The following is a 15834-nucleotide window of genomic DNA, read 5'->3' on the forward strand; positions in this document are numbered from 1 at the left end:
CCGTCTGTATCCGCCCCAGCAAGTGCGATTAGCTCGCATTATCGTTAGCAATTATGCTCGATCGATCAGGGGGATTCAGAAATATGCCTGCTTTCACGTCACTGCATGCGCGCAGCCGCCATGCCCTGCTTGCCGCCACGGCAGCTGCGCTCGTCGGCCACGGCGCGGCCGCGCAGGCGCAGGAAGCCCCGGCCAATCTCGGCGGCGCGACCGTCACCGCGACGTCGATCGACGACAAGGAAGCGCAGACTTCCTACAAAGTCAGCCGCTCGACCAGCGCGACGCGCACCGATACCCCGCTGATCGATGTGCCGCAGACGGTCAACGTCGTTTCGGTGAAGCAGATCGAGGATCAGGCTTCGAACAGCATCGGCGATGCCATCCGCTATGTGCCGGGCATTTTCTCGGCGCAGGGCGAGGGCAACCGCGAAACGCTGGTGATCCGCGGCAATTCCACCACCGGCGACTTCTTCGTCGATGGCGTGCGCGACGACGTCCAGACCTACCGCGATCTCTATAACATCGAGCGGCTCGAGGTCTTCAAGGGCTCCAACGCGATGATCTTCGGGCGCGGTGGCGTCGGCGGCGTCATCAATCGCGTCACCAAGGTCGCGAATGGCGACCTCATCCGCTCGTTCCGCGTCGAGGGCGGCAGCTTCAACCACGTGCGCGGCCAGTTCGACCTGGGTACGCCGCTGGGCGAGGTGGTTTCGGTGCGCATGACCGGCGTGTACCAGAACAGCGAGAGCTACCGCGACGGTGTCGACTACAACCGCTGGGGCTTCAACCCGACGGCGACCTTCAAGCTCGGCGCGGACACCACCGTGACCCTCGGCTACGAGCACTTCAAGGATGAGCGCGTTGCCGACCGCGGTGTCTCCACCTACCTCGGCAAGCCGCTGCACACCCCGCGCGGCCAGTTCTTCGGCGACCCCGACCAGAGCCCGACCTGGACCGATACGGACGCGGCGACGCTGTTCGTCGAGCACAAGTTCAGCGATACCGTCTCGATCCGCAACCGCACCCGCTATGCCGACTACGACAAGTTCTACCAGAACGTCTTCCCGACGACGGTGAACACGGCGCCGATGACCAACCCGGCCGGCCTGCCCGCCGGTACCTATGCGGCAGGAACCATCGTCGGCATCCAGGGCTACAACAACTTCACCAATCGCAAGAATTTCATCAATCAGACCGACCTGAACGCCCAGTTCGCCACCGGCGCGATCGAGCACACCCTGCTCGTCGGGGCGGAATACGGCCACCAGAAGACCGAGAACCTGCGTCAGGAAGCCTTCTTCCCCACCGCGTCCAACGCCAGCGGCGTGACGACGATCTATGCGACGCTGCTCGACCCCACGATCAGCCGCCCCGACATCCGCTGGGCGCAAAGCGCGTCGAGCCCGCAGAACCGCGGCACCGCCGAAGTCGTCGCAGGCTACGTGCAGGACCAGATCGCGCTCTCGCCGATGTTCGACGTGGTTGTCGGCGTGCGCTACGAGCACTTCACCACCAAGGTCACGAACCTGCGCAACAACCAGGACTTCAAGGTCACCGACGACCTGTGGTCGCCGCGTGCGGGCCTGATCTTCAAGCCGGTGGAGAACGCCTCGATCTACGCCAGCTACTCACGCACGTACCTGCCGCGCGGCGGTGACCAGCTCACCGGCCTGTCGCCGACCAACCAGAACCTCGCTCCGGAAAAGTATCAGAACTACGAACTGGGCGCGAAGTGGGACATCCTGCCCACCTTCAACGTATCGGCCGCCGTGTTCCAGCTGGACCGCACCAATGTGCTCGCCGACGTCGATGGCGACGGCATCCAGGAGCCGGTCGGTCGCCAGCGCACCAAGGGTGTGGAACTCGCCGTCGCAGGCAGCATCACCAAGCAGGTCAGCATGGTAGGCGCCTATACTTATTCGGACGGCACGTTCCTCGATGACGTGTCGGGTACGGTGAAGGCCGGCAACATCCTGCCCAACATGCCCAAGCATAGCGCCTCGCTGTGGACCCGTTTCGATCCGATCGAGCAACTCGGCGCCGCCGTCGGCGTCATCTATCAGGGCAAGCGCTATGCCTCGACCGACAACCTCGTCTCGATGCCCGGCTATACCCGTGTCGATGCCGCGCTCTATTACAACCTGAGCGAGACGGTCAGCGCCCAGCTCAACGTGGAGAACGTCTTCAACAAGCGCTACTTCATCTACGCGCACAGCAACACGAACGTGACGCCGGGATCGCCGACCGCGTTCAAGGTCGGTCTCAACGCGCGCTTCTGAGCCCGCAGCGTGATCGGTCTGGATCGATGATCCACGTCGCTAAACTGTCGCCGATCGAGAAACTGGCGATCGACCTGATCCGGGGCTGCCGACCGGCACGCCTCGGGTCGGACGACTGCCGGGATTTCGTCCGGCTTGCGCGTGCGGCGAAGGGGGCGGGGATGGTCATCTCCGCCCTCGACTGCCCTTATCTGGGCGATGACGAGGCGACGTTGCTCGGCTGTCTGGCGCTGCTCCAGCGCCAGCGCGCGATATTGGCGCTGGATCTCGATCCGCAACTGCTGCGCCATCTTGCACGCGGGGCGGAGCGTCTTGCCGGATATGGCGGCAGGCTCGAATATCGCAACGTCGCGCGGATATCTCCCGGCGGCTCGACCCGGCGAAAGCGTGCGTGGCGCAGCAGGAACGCGCCCGCGCCCACAGTCGCGCAGGATCATCTGCACTGAGGAGCGGCGACCAGCCTTGATCATCGTCCTTTCGAACATTGGGATTTTGTATGGTTGCCTCCAGAATCGCCCAATGTGCGTCTGCTAGCGCCTTGGGCATGCGCCATCTTGCTCTCCTGATCCTGCCGCTCGCCGTGTCCGCCTGCGGTCAAACGGCATCCAAGCCATCCACGCCGCCCGCCCATGCGGAGCTGATCGCGAACGAAGCCGAACTGCTCAAACTCACCCTGACGCCCAAGGCCCAGCAGCGCCTCGGCATCAAGACCACGACGGTGGGCGGCGGTTCGGCCGCGCAGACGCGGCAGGTGACCGGCGAGATCGTGGTGCCGCCGACGAGCGCGGGCGGCGTGCCCGTCAACTCGCTCACCAACCTGCAGCAGGTCGGATCGCAGCAGGCGGTGGCCGACGGCGAAGTGGCGCGCACCGAGGCACAGGCCCGGCTCGCCCGCATTGCCCTGACCCGCGCCGAGGCCCTCGTGCGTGAGGAAGCCGGAAGCGTGCGCGCCCGTGACGAGGCCGCTGCCGCCCATGCCGCCGCGCAGGCCGCGCTCGGCGCCGCGCGCCAGCAGCGCAGGCTGCTCGGCCCGGCGGTCGCGACGCTCGGCACCCAATCGACGCTCTGGGTTCGCGCATCGGTCTTCGCCAGTGACGTTGGCGCGGTGCTGCGCGGGAGCGAGGCCATGATCCACCCGCTCGGCGGGAACGGAGAAGGCAGGAGTGCACGCCCGGTCCAGGCGCCGCCCTCCGCCGACAGCGTGGCGGGCACCGTCGATCTCTATTATGCCGTGAACAACGGCGACCGCGCCTTGCGCGTCGGTCAGCGCGTCGCGGTCGAACTGCCTCTGGCCGGGCGCACGCAGGGCCTATCGGTCCCGTCCTCGGCCATCGTGCGTGACATCTACGGCGGCGAATGGGTCTACCGGAAGACCGGTGCCGATGCTTTCGTGCGCCAGCGCGTGGAGGTCGCCTCGGAAAGCGGCGGCCAGGCGCTGCTCGCGCGGGGGCTCAAGGCCGGGGCGCTGGTCGTGACCGTCGGCACCGCGGAGCTCTTCGGCACCGAGTTCGGGGCGGCGCACTGATGCTGGCCGGTCTCGTTCGCTTCGCGCTGGTCCAGCGCGTCCTCGTGCTCGCCCTTGCGGCGCTGCTGGTGGTCCTCGGCATCCGCGCCGGGCGCGATGTCCCGCTCGACGTGTTCCCCGAGTTCGCCCCGCCGATGGTCGAGATCCAGACCGAGTCGCCCGGCCTGTCCACCGAGGAAGTCGAAAGCCTCGTCACCGTGCCGATCGAGACGGCGGTGAACGGAGTGCCGGACCTGATGACGCTGCGCTCCAAGTCGGTGCTCGGCCTGTCCTCCGTCCAGATCCTGTTCGATCGCGGCACCGACGTCATGCGTGCAAGGCAGATCGTCGGCGAGCGCATCGCGCAAGTGCAGGCGCGCCTGCCGCTGGCCGCGCGCCAGCCGGTGCTGATGCCGCCGCTGTCCTCGACCAGCCGCGCGATGAAGATCGGGCTGACCTCCACCAAACTCGACCAGATGAAGCTGTCCGAACTGGTGCGCTGGACGATCCGCCCCCGGCTGATGGCCGTGCCCGGCGTCGCCAACGTGGCGGTCTGGGGCCAGCGCGACCGGCAGTTGCAGGTGCTCGTCGATCCCGACCGCCTGCGCGCCTCGGGCGTGACCCTTACCGAAGTGCGCGCCGCTACGGGCGATGCGGTGCTGGTGGGCGGGGGCGGCTTCGTCGATACCCCCAACCAGCGCATCGCCGTGCAGCAGGCGGGCATGGTGCAGGACGCCGCCCAGCTGGGTCAGGCGATCGTCAGGCAGTCCGGCAACGCTCCCGTCCGCCTGTCCGACGTCGCCCGCGTGATCGACGGCCATGCGCCGCCGATCGGCAACGCGATCATCGACGACGTGCCCGGCATCATGCTGATCGTCGAGAAGCAGCCGACCGCCAACACGCTCGAGATGACCCGCGCGGTCGAGGCCGCCATCGCCGAGCTGAAGCCGGGCCTGACCGACGTGAAGATCGATACCACGATCTTCCGCCCGGCCACCTTCATCGAGCGCTCGATCGACAACCTGACCCGCGCCCTGCTGATCGGCTGCGCGCTGGTGGCGGCGGTGCTGTTCCTGTTCACGCGCGACTGGCGGCAGGCGGTCATCAGCCTGACGGCGATTCCCCTGTCGCTGCTCGGTGCCGGTCTGGTGCTGCTGTGGAGCGGGGCGACGATCAACGTCATGGTGATCGCGGGCCTCGTCATCGCGCTGGGCGAAGTGGTGGACGATGCCATCATCGACGTCGAGAACATCGCTCGCCGCCTGCGCCTCAACCGCGAGGCGGAGCATCGGAAATCGGCTTTCGAGGTGGTCCTCGCCGCCTCGCTGGAAGTGCGCTCGGCAGTGGTCTTTGCCTCGCTCATCGTGATGCTGGTGTTCCTGCCGATCTTCTTCCTCGGCGGGCTGGCGGGGACGTTCTTCCAGCCGCTGGCGATCGCTTACGTGCTGGCGATCGGGGCCTCGCTGCTGGTGGCGCTGACGGTGACCCCCGCGATGTGCCTGTTGCTGCTGCCCCGCGCGCCGTTGACCGAGGAGCGCGACACCCGCTTCGTCGGCTGGCTCAAGGGCCGCTACGCCCGCATCCTGCCACGCGCGGTGGTGCGCCCCAGAGCGGCGATCGGCGTGGTGGCGGGCGGCCTGCTGCTTTCAGGGCTGGGTTACATGACCTTCAAGGACCAGTTCCTGCCCGACTTTCGCGAAACCGATTTCCTGATGCACTTCGTCGAGAAGCCGGGCACCTCGATCGAGGCGATGGACCGCATAACCATCCGCGCGTCGAAGGAACTGCGCTCGATCCCCGGCGTGCGCAATTTCGGCGCGCACATCGGCCGCGCCGAGCAGGCGGACGAGGTCGTCGGCCCGAACTTCACCGAACTGTGGATCAGCCTCGACGAAAAGGCCGACTACGACGGCTCGGTCGCGAAGATCAAGGAAGTGGTCGACGGCTACCCCGGCCTGTTCCGCGATGTGCTGACGTACTTGCGCGAACGCATCAAGGAAGTGTTGACCGGCGCCGGTGCCACCGTGGTGGTGCGCATCTACGGCCCCGAGCAGGAGGAACTGCGCGCCGCCGGGCAGCGCGTGCGCGATGCGGTTTCGGGTATTCCCGGCGTGGCGGACCTCAAGCTGGAGAGCCAGGTGCTGGTCGCCCAGCTGCGCATCCGCCCGCGTCCCGAGGATCTGGGGCGGTTCGGCCTGACGGCGGGCGAAGTGCGCCGTCAGGCGCAGACGCTGGTGGCCCAGCAGAAGGTCGGCGAGATCTACCGCGACCAGCGCGCCTTCGACGTCGCGCTATGGGGCGAGCCCGCAGTGCGCGGCAATATCCACGCCCTGCGCGATCTGATGATCCAGTCGCCGGCCGGTGCCCCGGTACGCCTCGCCGACATCGCCGATGTCGAAGTGGTGCCCGCGCCCAACGAAGTGAAGCGCGAGAACGGCCAGCGCCGGCTCGACGTGACGCTCAACGTGTCGGGTGCGGATCTCGGCACGGTGGCGCGCGGGGTCGAGGCGGCCGTCGCCAAAGTGCGCTTCGCCAGCGGTTATCACCCCGAAGTGCTGGGCGAATATGCCGCGCTAAAGGAGTCGCGCCAGCGGCTCTGGACCACCGGGGCGCTGTGCCTGATGGGCGTGCTGCTGCTGGTGTGGATCGAGTTCCGCTCGCGCCGGATCACCGCGCTGGTGGGCGTGAGCCTGCCGTTCGCGCTGGTCGGCGGGGTCGTTGCGGTGGCGCTGACGGGCGGGGTGCTCTCGCTCGGCTCGCTGGTGGGCTTCGTCACTGTGATCGGCATCGCCGCGCGCAACGGGATCATGCTGCTCTCGCACTACCGCCATCTCGAACGCGAAGAGGGGATGGCGTTCGGCCGCGACCTCGTCCTGCGCGGGGCGGAGGAGCGGCTGGTGCCCATCCTGATGACGGCGGCCTGCGCTGGGCTGGCGCTGGTGCCGCTGATCGTCGCGGGGAATGCCCCGGGGCACGAGATCGAGCACCCGATGGCCATCGTCATCCTCGGCGGCCTGCTGTCCTCCACCGTGCTCAACCTGTTCCTGATGCCCGCGCTCTATGCGCGCTACGGCGAGGAGAAGCGCACGCCGCCCGCTCAGGCTCAGGAGGTCCTGGCATGACGCGCCGCATTTCGCTCGCCGCGCCGCTGCTGGCGCTTGCCCTGTCGGCCTGCATGGGTGCGGGGACGCCTCCGAAGACCGTGGTTCCGCCCGCTGCGGGCGGCGCTTTCGCGGCGCTTCCGGTCGCCTCGATAGAGCCGGTGCCGGAAGACTGGTGGCGGCTCTACGACGACCCGCAGCTCGACGCGCTCGTCATGGCCAGCCTTGCCGCCAACGCCGACTTGCGCGTGGCCTACGCCAACCTCGACGGCGCCCGCGCGGCCTTGCGGCAGGCGCAGGCGGCGCGCTTGCCGACGACCACGGTGGAAAGTGCGCTGACGCTGGACAATCCCAGCAACCAGCCGAGCGCCGCCTCGGTCTCCGCCAGCGACTGGGACATCGCCGCGACCGCCAGCTGGGACATCGACCTGTTTGGCCGCCTGCGCTCCGGGGCACTCGCCGCGCGCGCCGATGCCGAAGCGCAGGCCGCTGCGCTCGACGGCGTGCGGGTGGCGGTGGTTGCCGATACCGTACAGGCCTATGTCGAATTCTGTGCTGCCTCCCGCGCCATTACCGAGGCCAAGTCGGTCGCCGCCGCGCAGGATCGCTCGGTGGCGCTGGTGAAGGAGCAGTTGGCCGCAGGCGAGGTCTCGCCGCTGGAAGTCTCGCAAGTCACCGCGTTGTCGGCATCGTCGCGCGCGGCGGTCGCGCCTTTCGAGGCGCAGCGGCTGAACGCGCTCTACCGTATCGCCACGCTGCAGGGGCGTCCCCCGGCGGAGGCGCGCGGGTTCGCGCTGGCCTGCGAGGCTGCGCCGCGCCTCAAGGGTGCACTGCCCGTGGGCGACGGCACCGCGCTGCTGCTGCGCCGCCCCGACGTGCGCGAGGCGGAGCGCAAGCTGGCCGCCGCCAGCGCCCGGGTGGGCGTGGCGCGGGCGGACTTCTATCCCAAAGTCAATCTCGGCGGCGCGCTCGGCCTGCTGGCGGGCGGGTTCGATGCGGTCGCCTCGCCGCTGATCAGCTGGGCTTTCCCCAACATGGCCCCGGCGCGCGCAAAGATGGCGCAGGCCCTCGCGTTCGAACAGGCGGCGCTGGCCGGGTGGGACGTCGCTATGCTCAAGGCGCTGCGCGAGGTCGAGACCGGCCTCGCCAGCTACGATGCGGAGATGCGCCGCAACCGTGATCTTGCCGAGGCAGCGAGCCAGGCGCAGGCCTATGCACGGCGCACCGCCGCTCGCGTGCGCTATGGCGATGCTGCAGGATTGCTGCAGGTCGATGCGGAGCGCACCCTCGCCACCGCCCGGCTCGCCCGGGTGCAGAGCGACATGGCGCTCGCACAGGCAGAGGTAACACTGTTCCGCGCGCTCGGAGGTGGCTGGCGCGGCGGGGCGCAGGCGCGCTAGGCTGGCAGCATGCGAATCCTGATCGTCGAAGATGACCAAGACACCCTGCGCTTCATCGCCAAGGGGCTGGAGGAGGCGGGCCACGCCGTCATGCTCGCTTCGGACGGGACCGAGGGGCTATACCATGCCGCCGGTGGCGGGTTCGACGTCGTCGTCGTGGACCGGATGCTGCCGGGGCTCGACGGGCTCTCGCTGCTCAAGGCGCTGCGGGCGACCGGCGATGCGACGCCGGTGCTGATGCTTACCGCGCTCGGCAGCATCGCCGACCGGGTGAACGGGCTGGAGGCGGGCGCGGACGACTACCTCGTCAAACCTTTCGCATTCTCCGAACTCAGCGCGCGGATCAATGCGCTGGGGCGGCGCACCCACGCCCGGATCGAGGCGCGGCGGCTCAGCGTCGGCGACATCGTGCTGGACCTCGACAGCCGCACGGTCGAGAGGGGCGGCAGGCGCGTGGCCCTGCAACCGCGCGAATTCAGCCTGCTGGCCGAACTGATGCGCAACCCGCGCCGGGTGGTGACGCGCACGATGCTGCTGGAGCGGGTGTGGGATTTCGACTTCGATCCCAAGACCAACATCGTCGACACGCACATGAGCCGGTTGCGCTCCAAGCTGAACGCCGGGTTCGAGGAGGACGCGATCGAGACCGTTCGCGGCTCGGGCTACATGATGCGGCCCGGATGATGTGGATACTGTGATGTTGGGGAAGGCATGGAAGACGACGACCGGGCTTGTCGCCATCGTCGGTCTCGTCTTCGCGCTGGCCATCGTGGGGATCGGGGCGATCTCGTATGAAGTCACGCACGAGGCGCTGGAGCAACAGCTCGACCACCGCATCTCCGCCGAGACCGCGGGGTTGCTGGCGGAGGCGCACAGGCACGGACTGCCCGCGATCGCCTCCGCCATCGAGCGGCGCGAGGCATCCCGGTCCACTGCAAGCCTCGACTACCTGCTTGTGGACGAGGCAGGGAACCGGGTCGCGGGAAAGCTGCAGGCGCAAGTGCCTTCGAAAGTCGGGTTCGAGGAGTTCCTGCATTATCGCAAGTCCGGCGAGCCGGACACCGGCATTGCGCAGGCGCTGACGACGAAAGTGGCGGGCGGCATGCTGGTGGTTGCAGCCGACCGTTCCGGCCTCGACGAGATCGACCGCACGCTTGCTGCCCTTTTCGCAGCGGCCCTTGCAGCATTGCTGGTGGTCGGCGCGGTCGCCGCCGGGATCATCGGCTGGCTGACGCAGCACCGGCTGGAGCGCATCGACGCGACCGCGCGGGCGATCATCGGCGGCGACTTTGCCCGGCGCGTCCCGCGTGACGGATCGGGCAGTGAATTCGACCGGCTCGCGGGCACTCTCAATGCGATGCTGGACCGTATCGAGGGGCTAATGGAGAACTTGCGGCAAGTCTCCAGCGACGTCGCGCACGACTTGCGCACGCCTTTGACCCGGCTGTGTTCCAGCCTCGACCAGGCCGCGCAGGAGAGCGATGAGGAGGTCCGATCGGAACGGCTCGAAAGCGCCCGCGCGCAGGCAGCCGAACTGCTGGAGATCTTCTCCGCCCTGCTGCGCATCGCCGAGATCGAGGGCATGAGCGAGCGGCTTCCGCGCGAACGCCTTGACCTCTCCACGTTGCTCGAAAGGATGGCGGAGAGCTATCGCCCCGATTTCGAGGACAGTGGGCGTTCGCTGCACCTCGTACTGGTGCAGGAGATGCAGGTGGAGGGCGACCGGCGCCTTCTCAACCAGGCCCTTGCGAACCTGCTCGACAACGCCTTGCGGCACACGCCTGCGGGCACCGGCGTGACGATCAGCGGCGAACGGGTAAAGGGCGGGGTGAAGGTGACCGTCGCCGACGACGGGCCGGGGGTTCCGGCGCAGCACAGAGCCCGCCTGTTCGACCGCTTCGCCCGCGCGGAAGCGGCGCGTTCGACGCCGGGGCACGGGCTTGGGCTGGCAATGGTGCGGGCTATCGCCCTGGCCCATGGCGGCGATGCCCGGATCCTCGACGATCGGCACGGCTTTGCCGTCGAGATCAGGATCCGGGGGTGACGAGCAATTCAGTACCGCAGCTTCAGGCTCAGCGAGAATGTCTGGCCGAAGTAGCTGGTCTGCGCAGCGGCATCGGCGACAGGGCGGTAGAGCACTTCGTGTTCGTTCGTCAGATTCAGTGCCGCCAGGCGAAGCTGCATGTGATCGTCGATCCGGTATGATACGTAGGCGTTGAGGTAGTTGGTCGGCCCCAGCACACGGTTGGCCGTCAGGCCGGTGGGGCGCAGGAAGCCCGAGCGATACTCGTATGTCGCGCCGATCCCGAAGTTGCCCTTTTCCCAGCTTCCCGACAGGTTGACCGCGTGCTTCGACAGGCCCGGTACGCCCGATGGCGGCACGAACAGGTAGAGCGGATTGGCCGGGTCGGTGGCCGAAGGATCGTTGAAGCGGAAGTTGCTGTCGGTGAAGGAATAGCTCGCCTCCAGCGCCAGTCCGTCCAGCGGCGCGGGCAGCATCGAGAAGGTCTGGCGCAGCGATACGGCGGCGCCGCGGATATAGGACTTCTTCAGGCTGTCTGCCCGCAGCGCCGGGTTCAGCACCGGGCCGCCGGGCATGATGAGGTCACCCGGCCAGGCCGAACTGCTTAGGAACTTGTAGTAGGCATCGAGCGAAATCGCGGTGTCCGGCGCGGGGCTGTAGCGCAGGGAAAGGTCCATGTTCCATGCCTTGACAGGGTCCTGCCGCTCGATCGTGCCCGAAGGACCGGCGATGACGCGGCGCAGGTTGAACCCGTCGATCGCGCTGCGCAGGAGCGTGCGGTACACCGAGCCTTCGATCTCCAGCCCGCGTCCCGCTTCCACGACGACGTTGGCGCTCGGCAGGAAGTCCACGAGCGAGCCGGAGCGGTCGATGATCGGATCGGGGCTGCCGGTATAGCGCGCCACCCGCGTCGTGCGGCGGGTCTGGGTGACCCGAAGACCGATGTTGCCGTGGACCGGCAGGTCGGCAAGCTCGCCCTTGAAGTTACCCATGATGTAGCCGGCAAGGATCTTTTCCGAGACGTCCTGCTCGCCGCCCGACTTTCGGGCGAGAGGGATGTCGTAGTCGGTGTTGCCGGTAAAGGCGGTGTAGAGGCAGGCCGGGTCGAATACTGCCCAGCTGTTGATGTTGGTGCCGCTGTCGGCGAGGAAGTCGGTCGTGATCGGGCCGCGGCGGCAGCTGGCGTTGCCGGCCTGCACGTTCGCTTCCGGGATGCCGTCGCTCTGGTAGGTCAGCAACTGGCCATGGCGCTTGTGCTCGGAGTAGCGGGCACCCAGCCGGATCGTTTCGAGCAGGCCGCCAAGCTCGTAGATGACGTCGGTGCGCCAGGCCTTGATCGCATCCCTGCGCGTGTCGCGCCCGCGCCTTGCGGCGGCGGAGGCGGTGAACAGGCTGTGATCGCTCAGATCGATCGGTGTCGCGAACTCGATATAGGGGACGCCGCCATGGCTCAGGTCCAGCGTGTAGCCGATGCGGCCGCCGGGGCCGACCAGGTCGTTGGTCGAGGCGCTGGCCGAGATGTCGGTCTGGCTGCGCTCGGTGCGCGAATAGGACAGATCGGTGCGGATTTCGAGCCGTTCGGTCGGACGGAACCGCACGTTGATGCCGTAGCCGGTGTACTTCTCGTCACGGGTTCGGGCGAAGCCCAGCGATTCTAGCTTGGTCTCGCCGGAAAAGCGCAGCGGCGCGCCGCTCGGGGCGATTTCCAGCGGGGTGAGCGAGCGGAAACCTTCGGTCAGCGCGAATTCGCTGCGATAGCGCGACTGGATGCGGCTGGACCGTTCGCCGTCGATCATGATGTCCCACTTCTCGTTGGGCTGCCACTGGATCGTCGCGAAATAGGCGCGCTGCTCTTCGTCGGAGCGCTGCTGGCGGAAGGTGTGCGAACCCGTCGGGAAGTAGAGCGCATTCGTCGAATTGGGATCGTACGTGCAGTTGCCGCTCGCGGTCGGGCCTATGCTGTTGCACGGCTTCACGGCGGTGGTGCCCTTGTAGAAGTCCTTGGGCAGGAAGGAATCGTTCAGCATGACGCCGGCGGAGAAACCGATGCGCCCGATCCCGGTGTCGAACTGATCGACGTAGGAGGCGGAAAGCCTGCGCCCGGGCGATTGGCCGGAGCGGTCGGCGTAGGACGAGTATATGCCCCTGAGGTCGGCCTGGAAGCGCGCCTTCTTGAGGTCGAGCGGTCGCAGCGCCTCGCTGGTGGTGAGGCCAAACAGCGCGCCCTCGACCTGGTCCGCCCCGTAGAAGCTGCGGTAGCCGACTTCCTTCTGCAGTTCGATCGGGAACTGGCGGAAGGAGATGTCGCGGAAATTGTTGGAACCGGTGATCTCGCGGCCGTTGAAGGTCGAGAAGCCGAAGAACGGCCCCATGTCACCGAAAGTGCCGTCTTCGGCCGGGTTTTCGAAGGTGACCGACTTCTTCGATTTCTTCTTCGTCTTTTCGATCAGCACGCTTCTGGTCGACGACTCTCCGGGGATCTGCGGACCAGCGATCGCGACGGTCTGGTCCGGCGGCGTCACTGTCTGGGCCTCGGCCATGACTGGATGCCATGCACCCACCGCGACACAGGACAGCAACGCAAGGCGCGCCCTGGCCTTGCGTGCGGCAAACGAAACCTTGCTGCGGCTGGCGTTGAACAGATCGGCGGAATCCGGCTGGCCGTACATCGTGTTAAGCTCCTCTCCCCCTCCCGGCGCCTTTCTCTTGATGGCGTGCCGGGCATGCGCTCCCAAACGCATATTGGATGAGCCCTTTTCGCGGCTGATCCTGTCAATCAGCCATCATTGCGCTGCAGCATCACTAAAAATGTTTCCGCTTGTTTGCTCGATAGCGAACAGAGCGGGAGAAAATCAAAGGATTACGCCGGCAATTCGCCTGCACATTGCGGCGGGCCGCACGATTTTTGATGGTGCTGCGCTGCAATGACGGCTCGCTGACAGGATTTCTCGCCAGAACGGCACACCACAACCGATAAGGTCGCGCGCCGATGCGCCGACCAGGGAGCGGCAGGCTAAGATGGCAAGCGATACACTTTTGACCGTGCTCGGATTTGGCATGGTCGTCACCTTCATGACCCTCATCATGCTCAAGCGGCTGTCGCCGCTGGTGGCGCTGACCCTGATCCCGATCGTCTTCGCGCTCGTCGCGGGGTTCGGCGGGAAGGAGCTGGGCGACATGATGCTGGCCGGCATTACCAAGCTGGCGCCGACGGGCATCATGCTGATGTTCGCGATCCTCTATTTCGGTCTGATGATCGACGTGGGCCTGTTCGATCCGGTGGTGCGGCGCATCGTCCAGGTTGTCGACGGCGACCCGGTGAAGATCCTGGTCGGCACGGCGGTGCTGGCCACCGTGGTTTCGCTCGATGGCGACGGTTCGACGACCTACATGATCACCGTCGCCTCGATGCTGCCGCTCTACCGGCGCATCGGCATGGACCCGCTCAAGCTCACCTGCGTGACCATCCTTGCGGGCGGCGTGATGAACCTCACGCCCTGGGGCGGCCCTCTGGCCCGCGCGGCGAGTGCGCTGCATGTCGAGCCGGGCGAGGTCTTCATGCCGATGATCCCGGTCATGGCGATCGGCGTGCTGGGCGTGATTGCGCTCGCCTATATCCTGGGCAAGCACGAGCGTGCACGCCTCGCGGCGACCGGCGGCGCGCGCCTGCCCGAAAGCGCCGTCCCTGCCGGGCTCATCGAGCCGACCGACACGGCCGACGCCGCGCTGAAGCGCCCCCGCCTGCTGTGGTTCAACGCGCTGCTGACGATCGGCCTGCTCGCCGGGCTGGTTTTCGCGGTGCTGCCGCTCTCGATCATGTTCATGATCGGCTTCGCCATCGCCATTCTTGTGAACTATCCCCGCCTCGAGGACCAGCGCGCGCGGATCGCCGGTCATGCCCGCAACGTCATCGCCGTCGTCTCGCTGATCTTCGCGGCGGGCATCTTCACCGGCATCCTGGGCGAGACCGGCATGGTCGAGGCGATGTCCAACAGCCTCCTCGCGCTCATCCCGCCGCAGGCCGGTCCGTTCCTCGCCCCGATCGTGGCGCTGGCGAGCCTGCCTTTGACGTTCTTCATTTCAAACGACGCGTTCTATTTTGGCGTCCTGCCGGTGGCGGCGAACGCGGCGCATGCTTACGGCATCGCGCCGCTGGAGATGGCCCGCGCCTCGCTGATCGGCCAGCCGGTGCACCTGCTGAGCCCGCTGGTCCCCTCGACTTACCTGCTGGTCGGCCTTGCCGGGGTCGAGTTCGGCGATCACCAGAAGTTCACGCTCAAGTGGGCGACGGTGATCTGCGTGCTGATGCTCGTCGCCTCGCTGGGCCTCGGCCTGTTTCCCTTCTTCGGCGCTCAAGGGTAAGGCGATGACGCGCATCGTCGTTGGAACCGGGCTGCTTGCCCTCGCGCCCGCCTGCCTGCTCCTGTCGTCCTGCGGCAAGGACGAAGGCAAGAAGGACAAGGCGCCGCCGACCGTCGGCTTCGTGGTCGTCCAGCCGACCAGCGTGCCCGTCGACACCGAACTGGCGGGCCGCGTCAGCGCGCTGCAGATGTCCGAGGTGCGCCCGCAAGTGGCCGGTATCGTGCGCCGCCGCTTCTTCAAGGAAGGCAGCCTGGTCACCAAGGGGCAGACCCTCTACGAGATCGACCCGCGCGTCTATTCGGCGGCGGTGGACGAGGCCGTGGCCAACCGCAACAGCGCGATGGCAAGCGCCGATTCCGCCCGGGAACTCGCCGATCGCTACAAGCCGCTCGCCGACATGGAAGCGGTGGCGCGGCAGGACTACGTCAACGCGGCGGCGCAGGCCCGCCAGACCCGCGCCGCCGTCGCGCAGGCACAGGCGCGCCTGCGCTCGGCCCAAGTCAGCCTCCAGTTCACCCGTGTCCCCGCGCCGATCTCAGGCCGCATCGGCCGCTCGCTCTTTACCGAGGGCGCACTGGTCACCGCCAATCAGGCCGAGCCGCTGGCGGTGATCCAGCGGATGGATCCGGTCTTCGTCGATATCCAGCAGTCGAGCGCGGAACTGCTGCGCCTGCGCCGCGCGCTTGCCGATGGATCGACCCCCGGCGACGCCTCCGTGCGGTTGAAGCTGGAAGACGGCAGCGACTACGAGTTGCCCGGCAAGATCGCGTTCTCCGAAGTCATCGTCGATCCCACCACCGGGACGGTGACCTTGCGGGCATCGTTCCCCAACCCCGACGGCGTGTTGCTGCCGGGCATGTTCGTGCGCGCCCGCTTCGTCCAGCAGGTCAATTCCAGGGCCTTCCTGATCCCCCAGCAGGCCCTGCGCCGCGATCCTCGGGGCGCCGCCAGCGTCTACGTGGTCGAGGGTGACAAGGCGGTGGAGCGCAAGGTCGTCGTGCCTTCCGCGCAAGGCACCTCTTGGGTCGTCACCTCGGGCCTCAAGCCCGGCGACAGGCTGATCATCCAGGGCCTCGGCAATATCCGGCCGGACATCGCCGTGAAGCCCGTGCCCGCATCCGAGCCGCAGAAGGTGGCGCCCAAGAAGACGAAGAAGGGCGCCTGA

The 15834-nt window shown here is 67.4% G+C and carries 10 protein-coding genes; 9 read left to right on the top strand and 1 reads right to left on the bottom strand.

What is annotated here, in order from left to right:
- Positions 1–83: 83 nt before the first annotated feature.
- The 7 genes from BES08_RS22685 to BES08_RS22715 all read left to right on the top strand — a co-directional run bounded on the left by BES08_RS22685 (position 84) and on the right by BES08_RS22715 (position 10328).
- Positions 84–2279: a TonB-dependent receptor gene (locus tag BES08_RS22685; RefSeq protein ID WP_036530341.1), complete on the top strand. Its 2196-nt coding sequence runs from the start codon at positions 84–86 to the stop codon at positions 2277–2279.
- Between the two features lie 26 nt (positions 2280–2305).
- Positions 2306–2725 carry a hypothetical protein gene (locus BES08_RS22690; protein WP_036530345.1) on the top strand — a complete coding sequence of 140 codons (420 nt, stop codon included), beginning with the start codon at positions 2306–2308 and terminating at the stop codon, positions 2723–2725.
- Positions 2726–2823: 98 nt separating this feature from the next.
- Positions 2824–3804, top strand: a complete 981-nt coding sequence (locus BES08_RS22695; protein WP_036530349.1) for an efflux RND transporter periplasmic adaptor subunit — start codon at positions 2824–2826, stop codon at positions 3802–3804.
- Positions 3804–6905, top strand: a complete 3102-nt coding sequence (locus tag BES08_RS22700) for an efflux RND transporter permease subunit (RefSeq protein WP_036530351.1) — start codon at positions 3804–3806, stop codon at positions 6903–6905. Before BES08_RS22695 ends, BES08_RS22700 begins: the two co-directional genes overlap by 1 nt.
- Positions 6902–8284, top strand: coding sequence for an efflux transporter outer membrane subunit (locus tag BES08_RS22705; protein WP_036530353.1), 1383 nt, complete (start codon positions 6902–6904; stop codon positions 8282–8284). The genes BES08_RS22700 and BES08_RS22705 overlap by 4 nt, the downstream gene beginning before the upstream one ends.
- 9 nt (positions 8285–8293) lie before the next feature.
- Positions 8294–8968 (top strand): response regulator transcription factor, encoded by a 675-nt coding sequence (locus BES08_RS22710; RefSeq protein ID WP_008830052.1) that lies wholly within the window; start codon positions 8294–8296, stop codon positions 8966–8968.
- Between the two features lie 13 nt (positions 8969–8981).
- Positions 8982–10328: a HAMP domain-containing sensor histidine kinase gene (locus BES08_RS22715; protein ID WP_069709593.1), complete on the top strand. Its 1347-nt coding sequence runs from the start codon at positions 8982–8984 to the stop codon at positions 10326–10328.
- An 8-nt stretch (positions 10329–10336) separates the two neighbouring features.
- Here BES08_RS22715 and BES08_RS22720 read toward each other — a convergent pair whose 3' ends face one another.
- Positions 10337–12976: a TonB-dependent receptor domain-containing protein gene (locus BES08_RS22720; protein ID WP_069709466.1), complete on the bottom strand. Its 2640-nt coding sequence runs from the start codon at positions 12974–12976 to the stop codon at positions 10337–10339.
- Positions 12977–13325: 349 nt separating this feature from the next.
- On the opposite strand from BES08_RS22720, the gene BES08_RS22725 reads away from it, so the two are divergent.
- Together BES08_RS22725 and BES08_RS22730 are read left to right on the top strand one after the other, a co-directional pair.
- On the top strand, positions 13326–14669 hold the full coding sequence (locus BES08_RS22725; protein WP_069709467.1) for a CitMHS family transporter: 1344 nt from the start codon (positions 13326–13328) through the stop codon (positions 14667–14669).
- Positions 14670–14673: 4 nt separating this feature from the next.
- Entirely contained in the window at positions 14674–15834 is a 1161-nt protein-coding gene (locus tag BES08_RS22730) for an efflux RND transporter periplasmic adaptor subunit (RefSeq protein WP_036528393.1), read from the top strand.

The organism is Novosphingobium resinovorum (assembly GCF_001742225.1).
GTDB lineage: Bacteria > Pseudomonadota > Alphaproteobacteria > Sphingomonadales > Sphingomonadaceae > Novosphingobium > Novosphingobium resinovorum_A.

Coding starts and splice junctions, on each gene's coding strand:
- BES08_RS22725 (WP_069709467.1), top strand. CDS start 13,326: ATGGCAAGCGATACACTTTTGACCGTGCTCGGATTTGGCATGGTCGTC.
- BES08_RS22695 (WP_036530349.1), top strand. CDS start 2,824: ATGCGCCATCTTGCTCTCCTGATCCTGCCGCTCGCCGTGTCCGCCTGC.
- BES08_RS22710 (WP_008830052.1), top strand. CDS start 8,294: ATGCGAATCCTGATCGTCGAAGATGACCAAGACACCCTGCGCTTCATC.
- BES08_RS22730 (WP_036528393.1), top strand. CDS start 14,674: ATGACGCGCATCGTCGTTGGAACCGGGCTGCTTGCCCTCGCGCCCGCC.
- BES08_RS22690 (WP_036530345.1), top strand. CDS start 2,306: ATGATCCACGTCGCTAAACTGTCGCCGATCGAGAAACTGGCGATCGAC.
- BES08_RS22700 (WP_036530351.1), top strand. CDS start 3,804: ATGCTGGCCGGTCTCGTTCGCTTCGCGCTGGTCCAGCGCGTCCTCGTG.
- BES08_RS22685 (WP_036530341.1), top strand. CDS start 84: ATGCCTGCTTTCACGTCACTGCATGCGCGCAGCCGCCATGCCCTGCTT.
- BES08_RS22705 (WP_036530353.1), top strand. CDS start 6,902: ATGACGCGCCGCATTTCGCTCGCCGCGCCGCTGCTGGCGCTTGCCCTG.
- BES08_RS22715 (WP_069709593.1), top strand. CDS start 8,982: ATGTTGGGGAAGGCATGGAAGACGACGACCGGGCTTGTCGCCATCGTC.
- BES08_RS22720 (WP_069709466.1), bottom strand. CDS start 12,976: ATGTACGGCCAGCCGGATTCCGCCGATCTGTTCAACGCCAGCCGCAGC.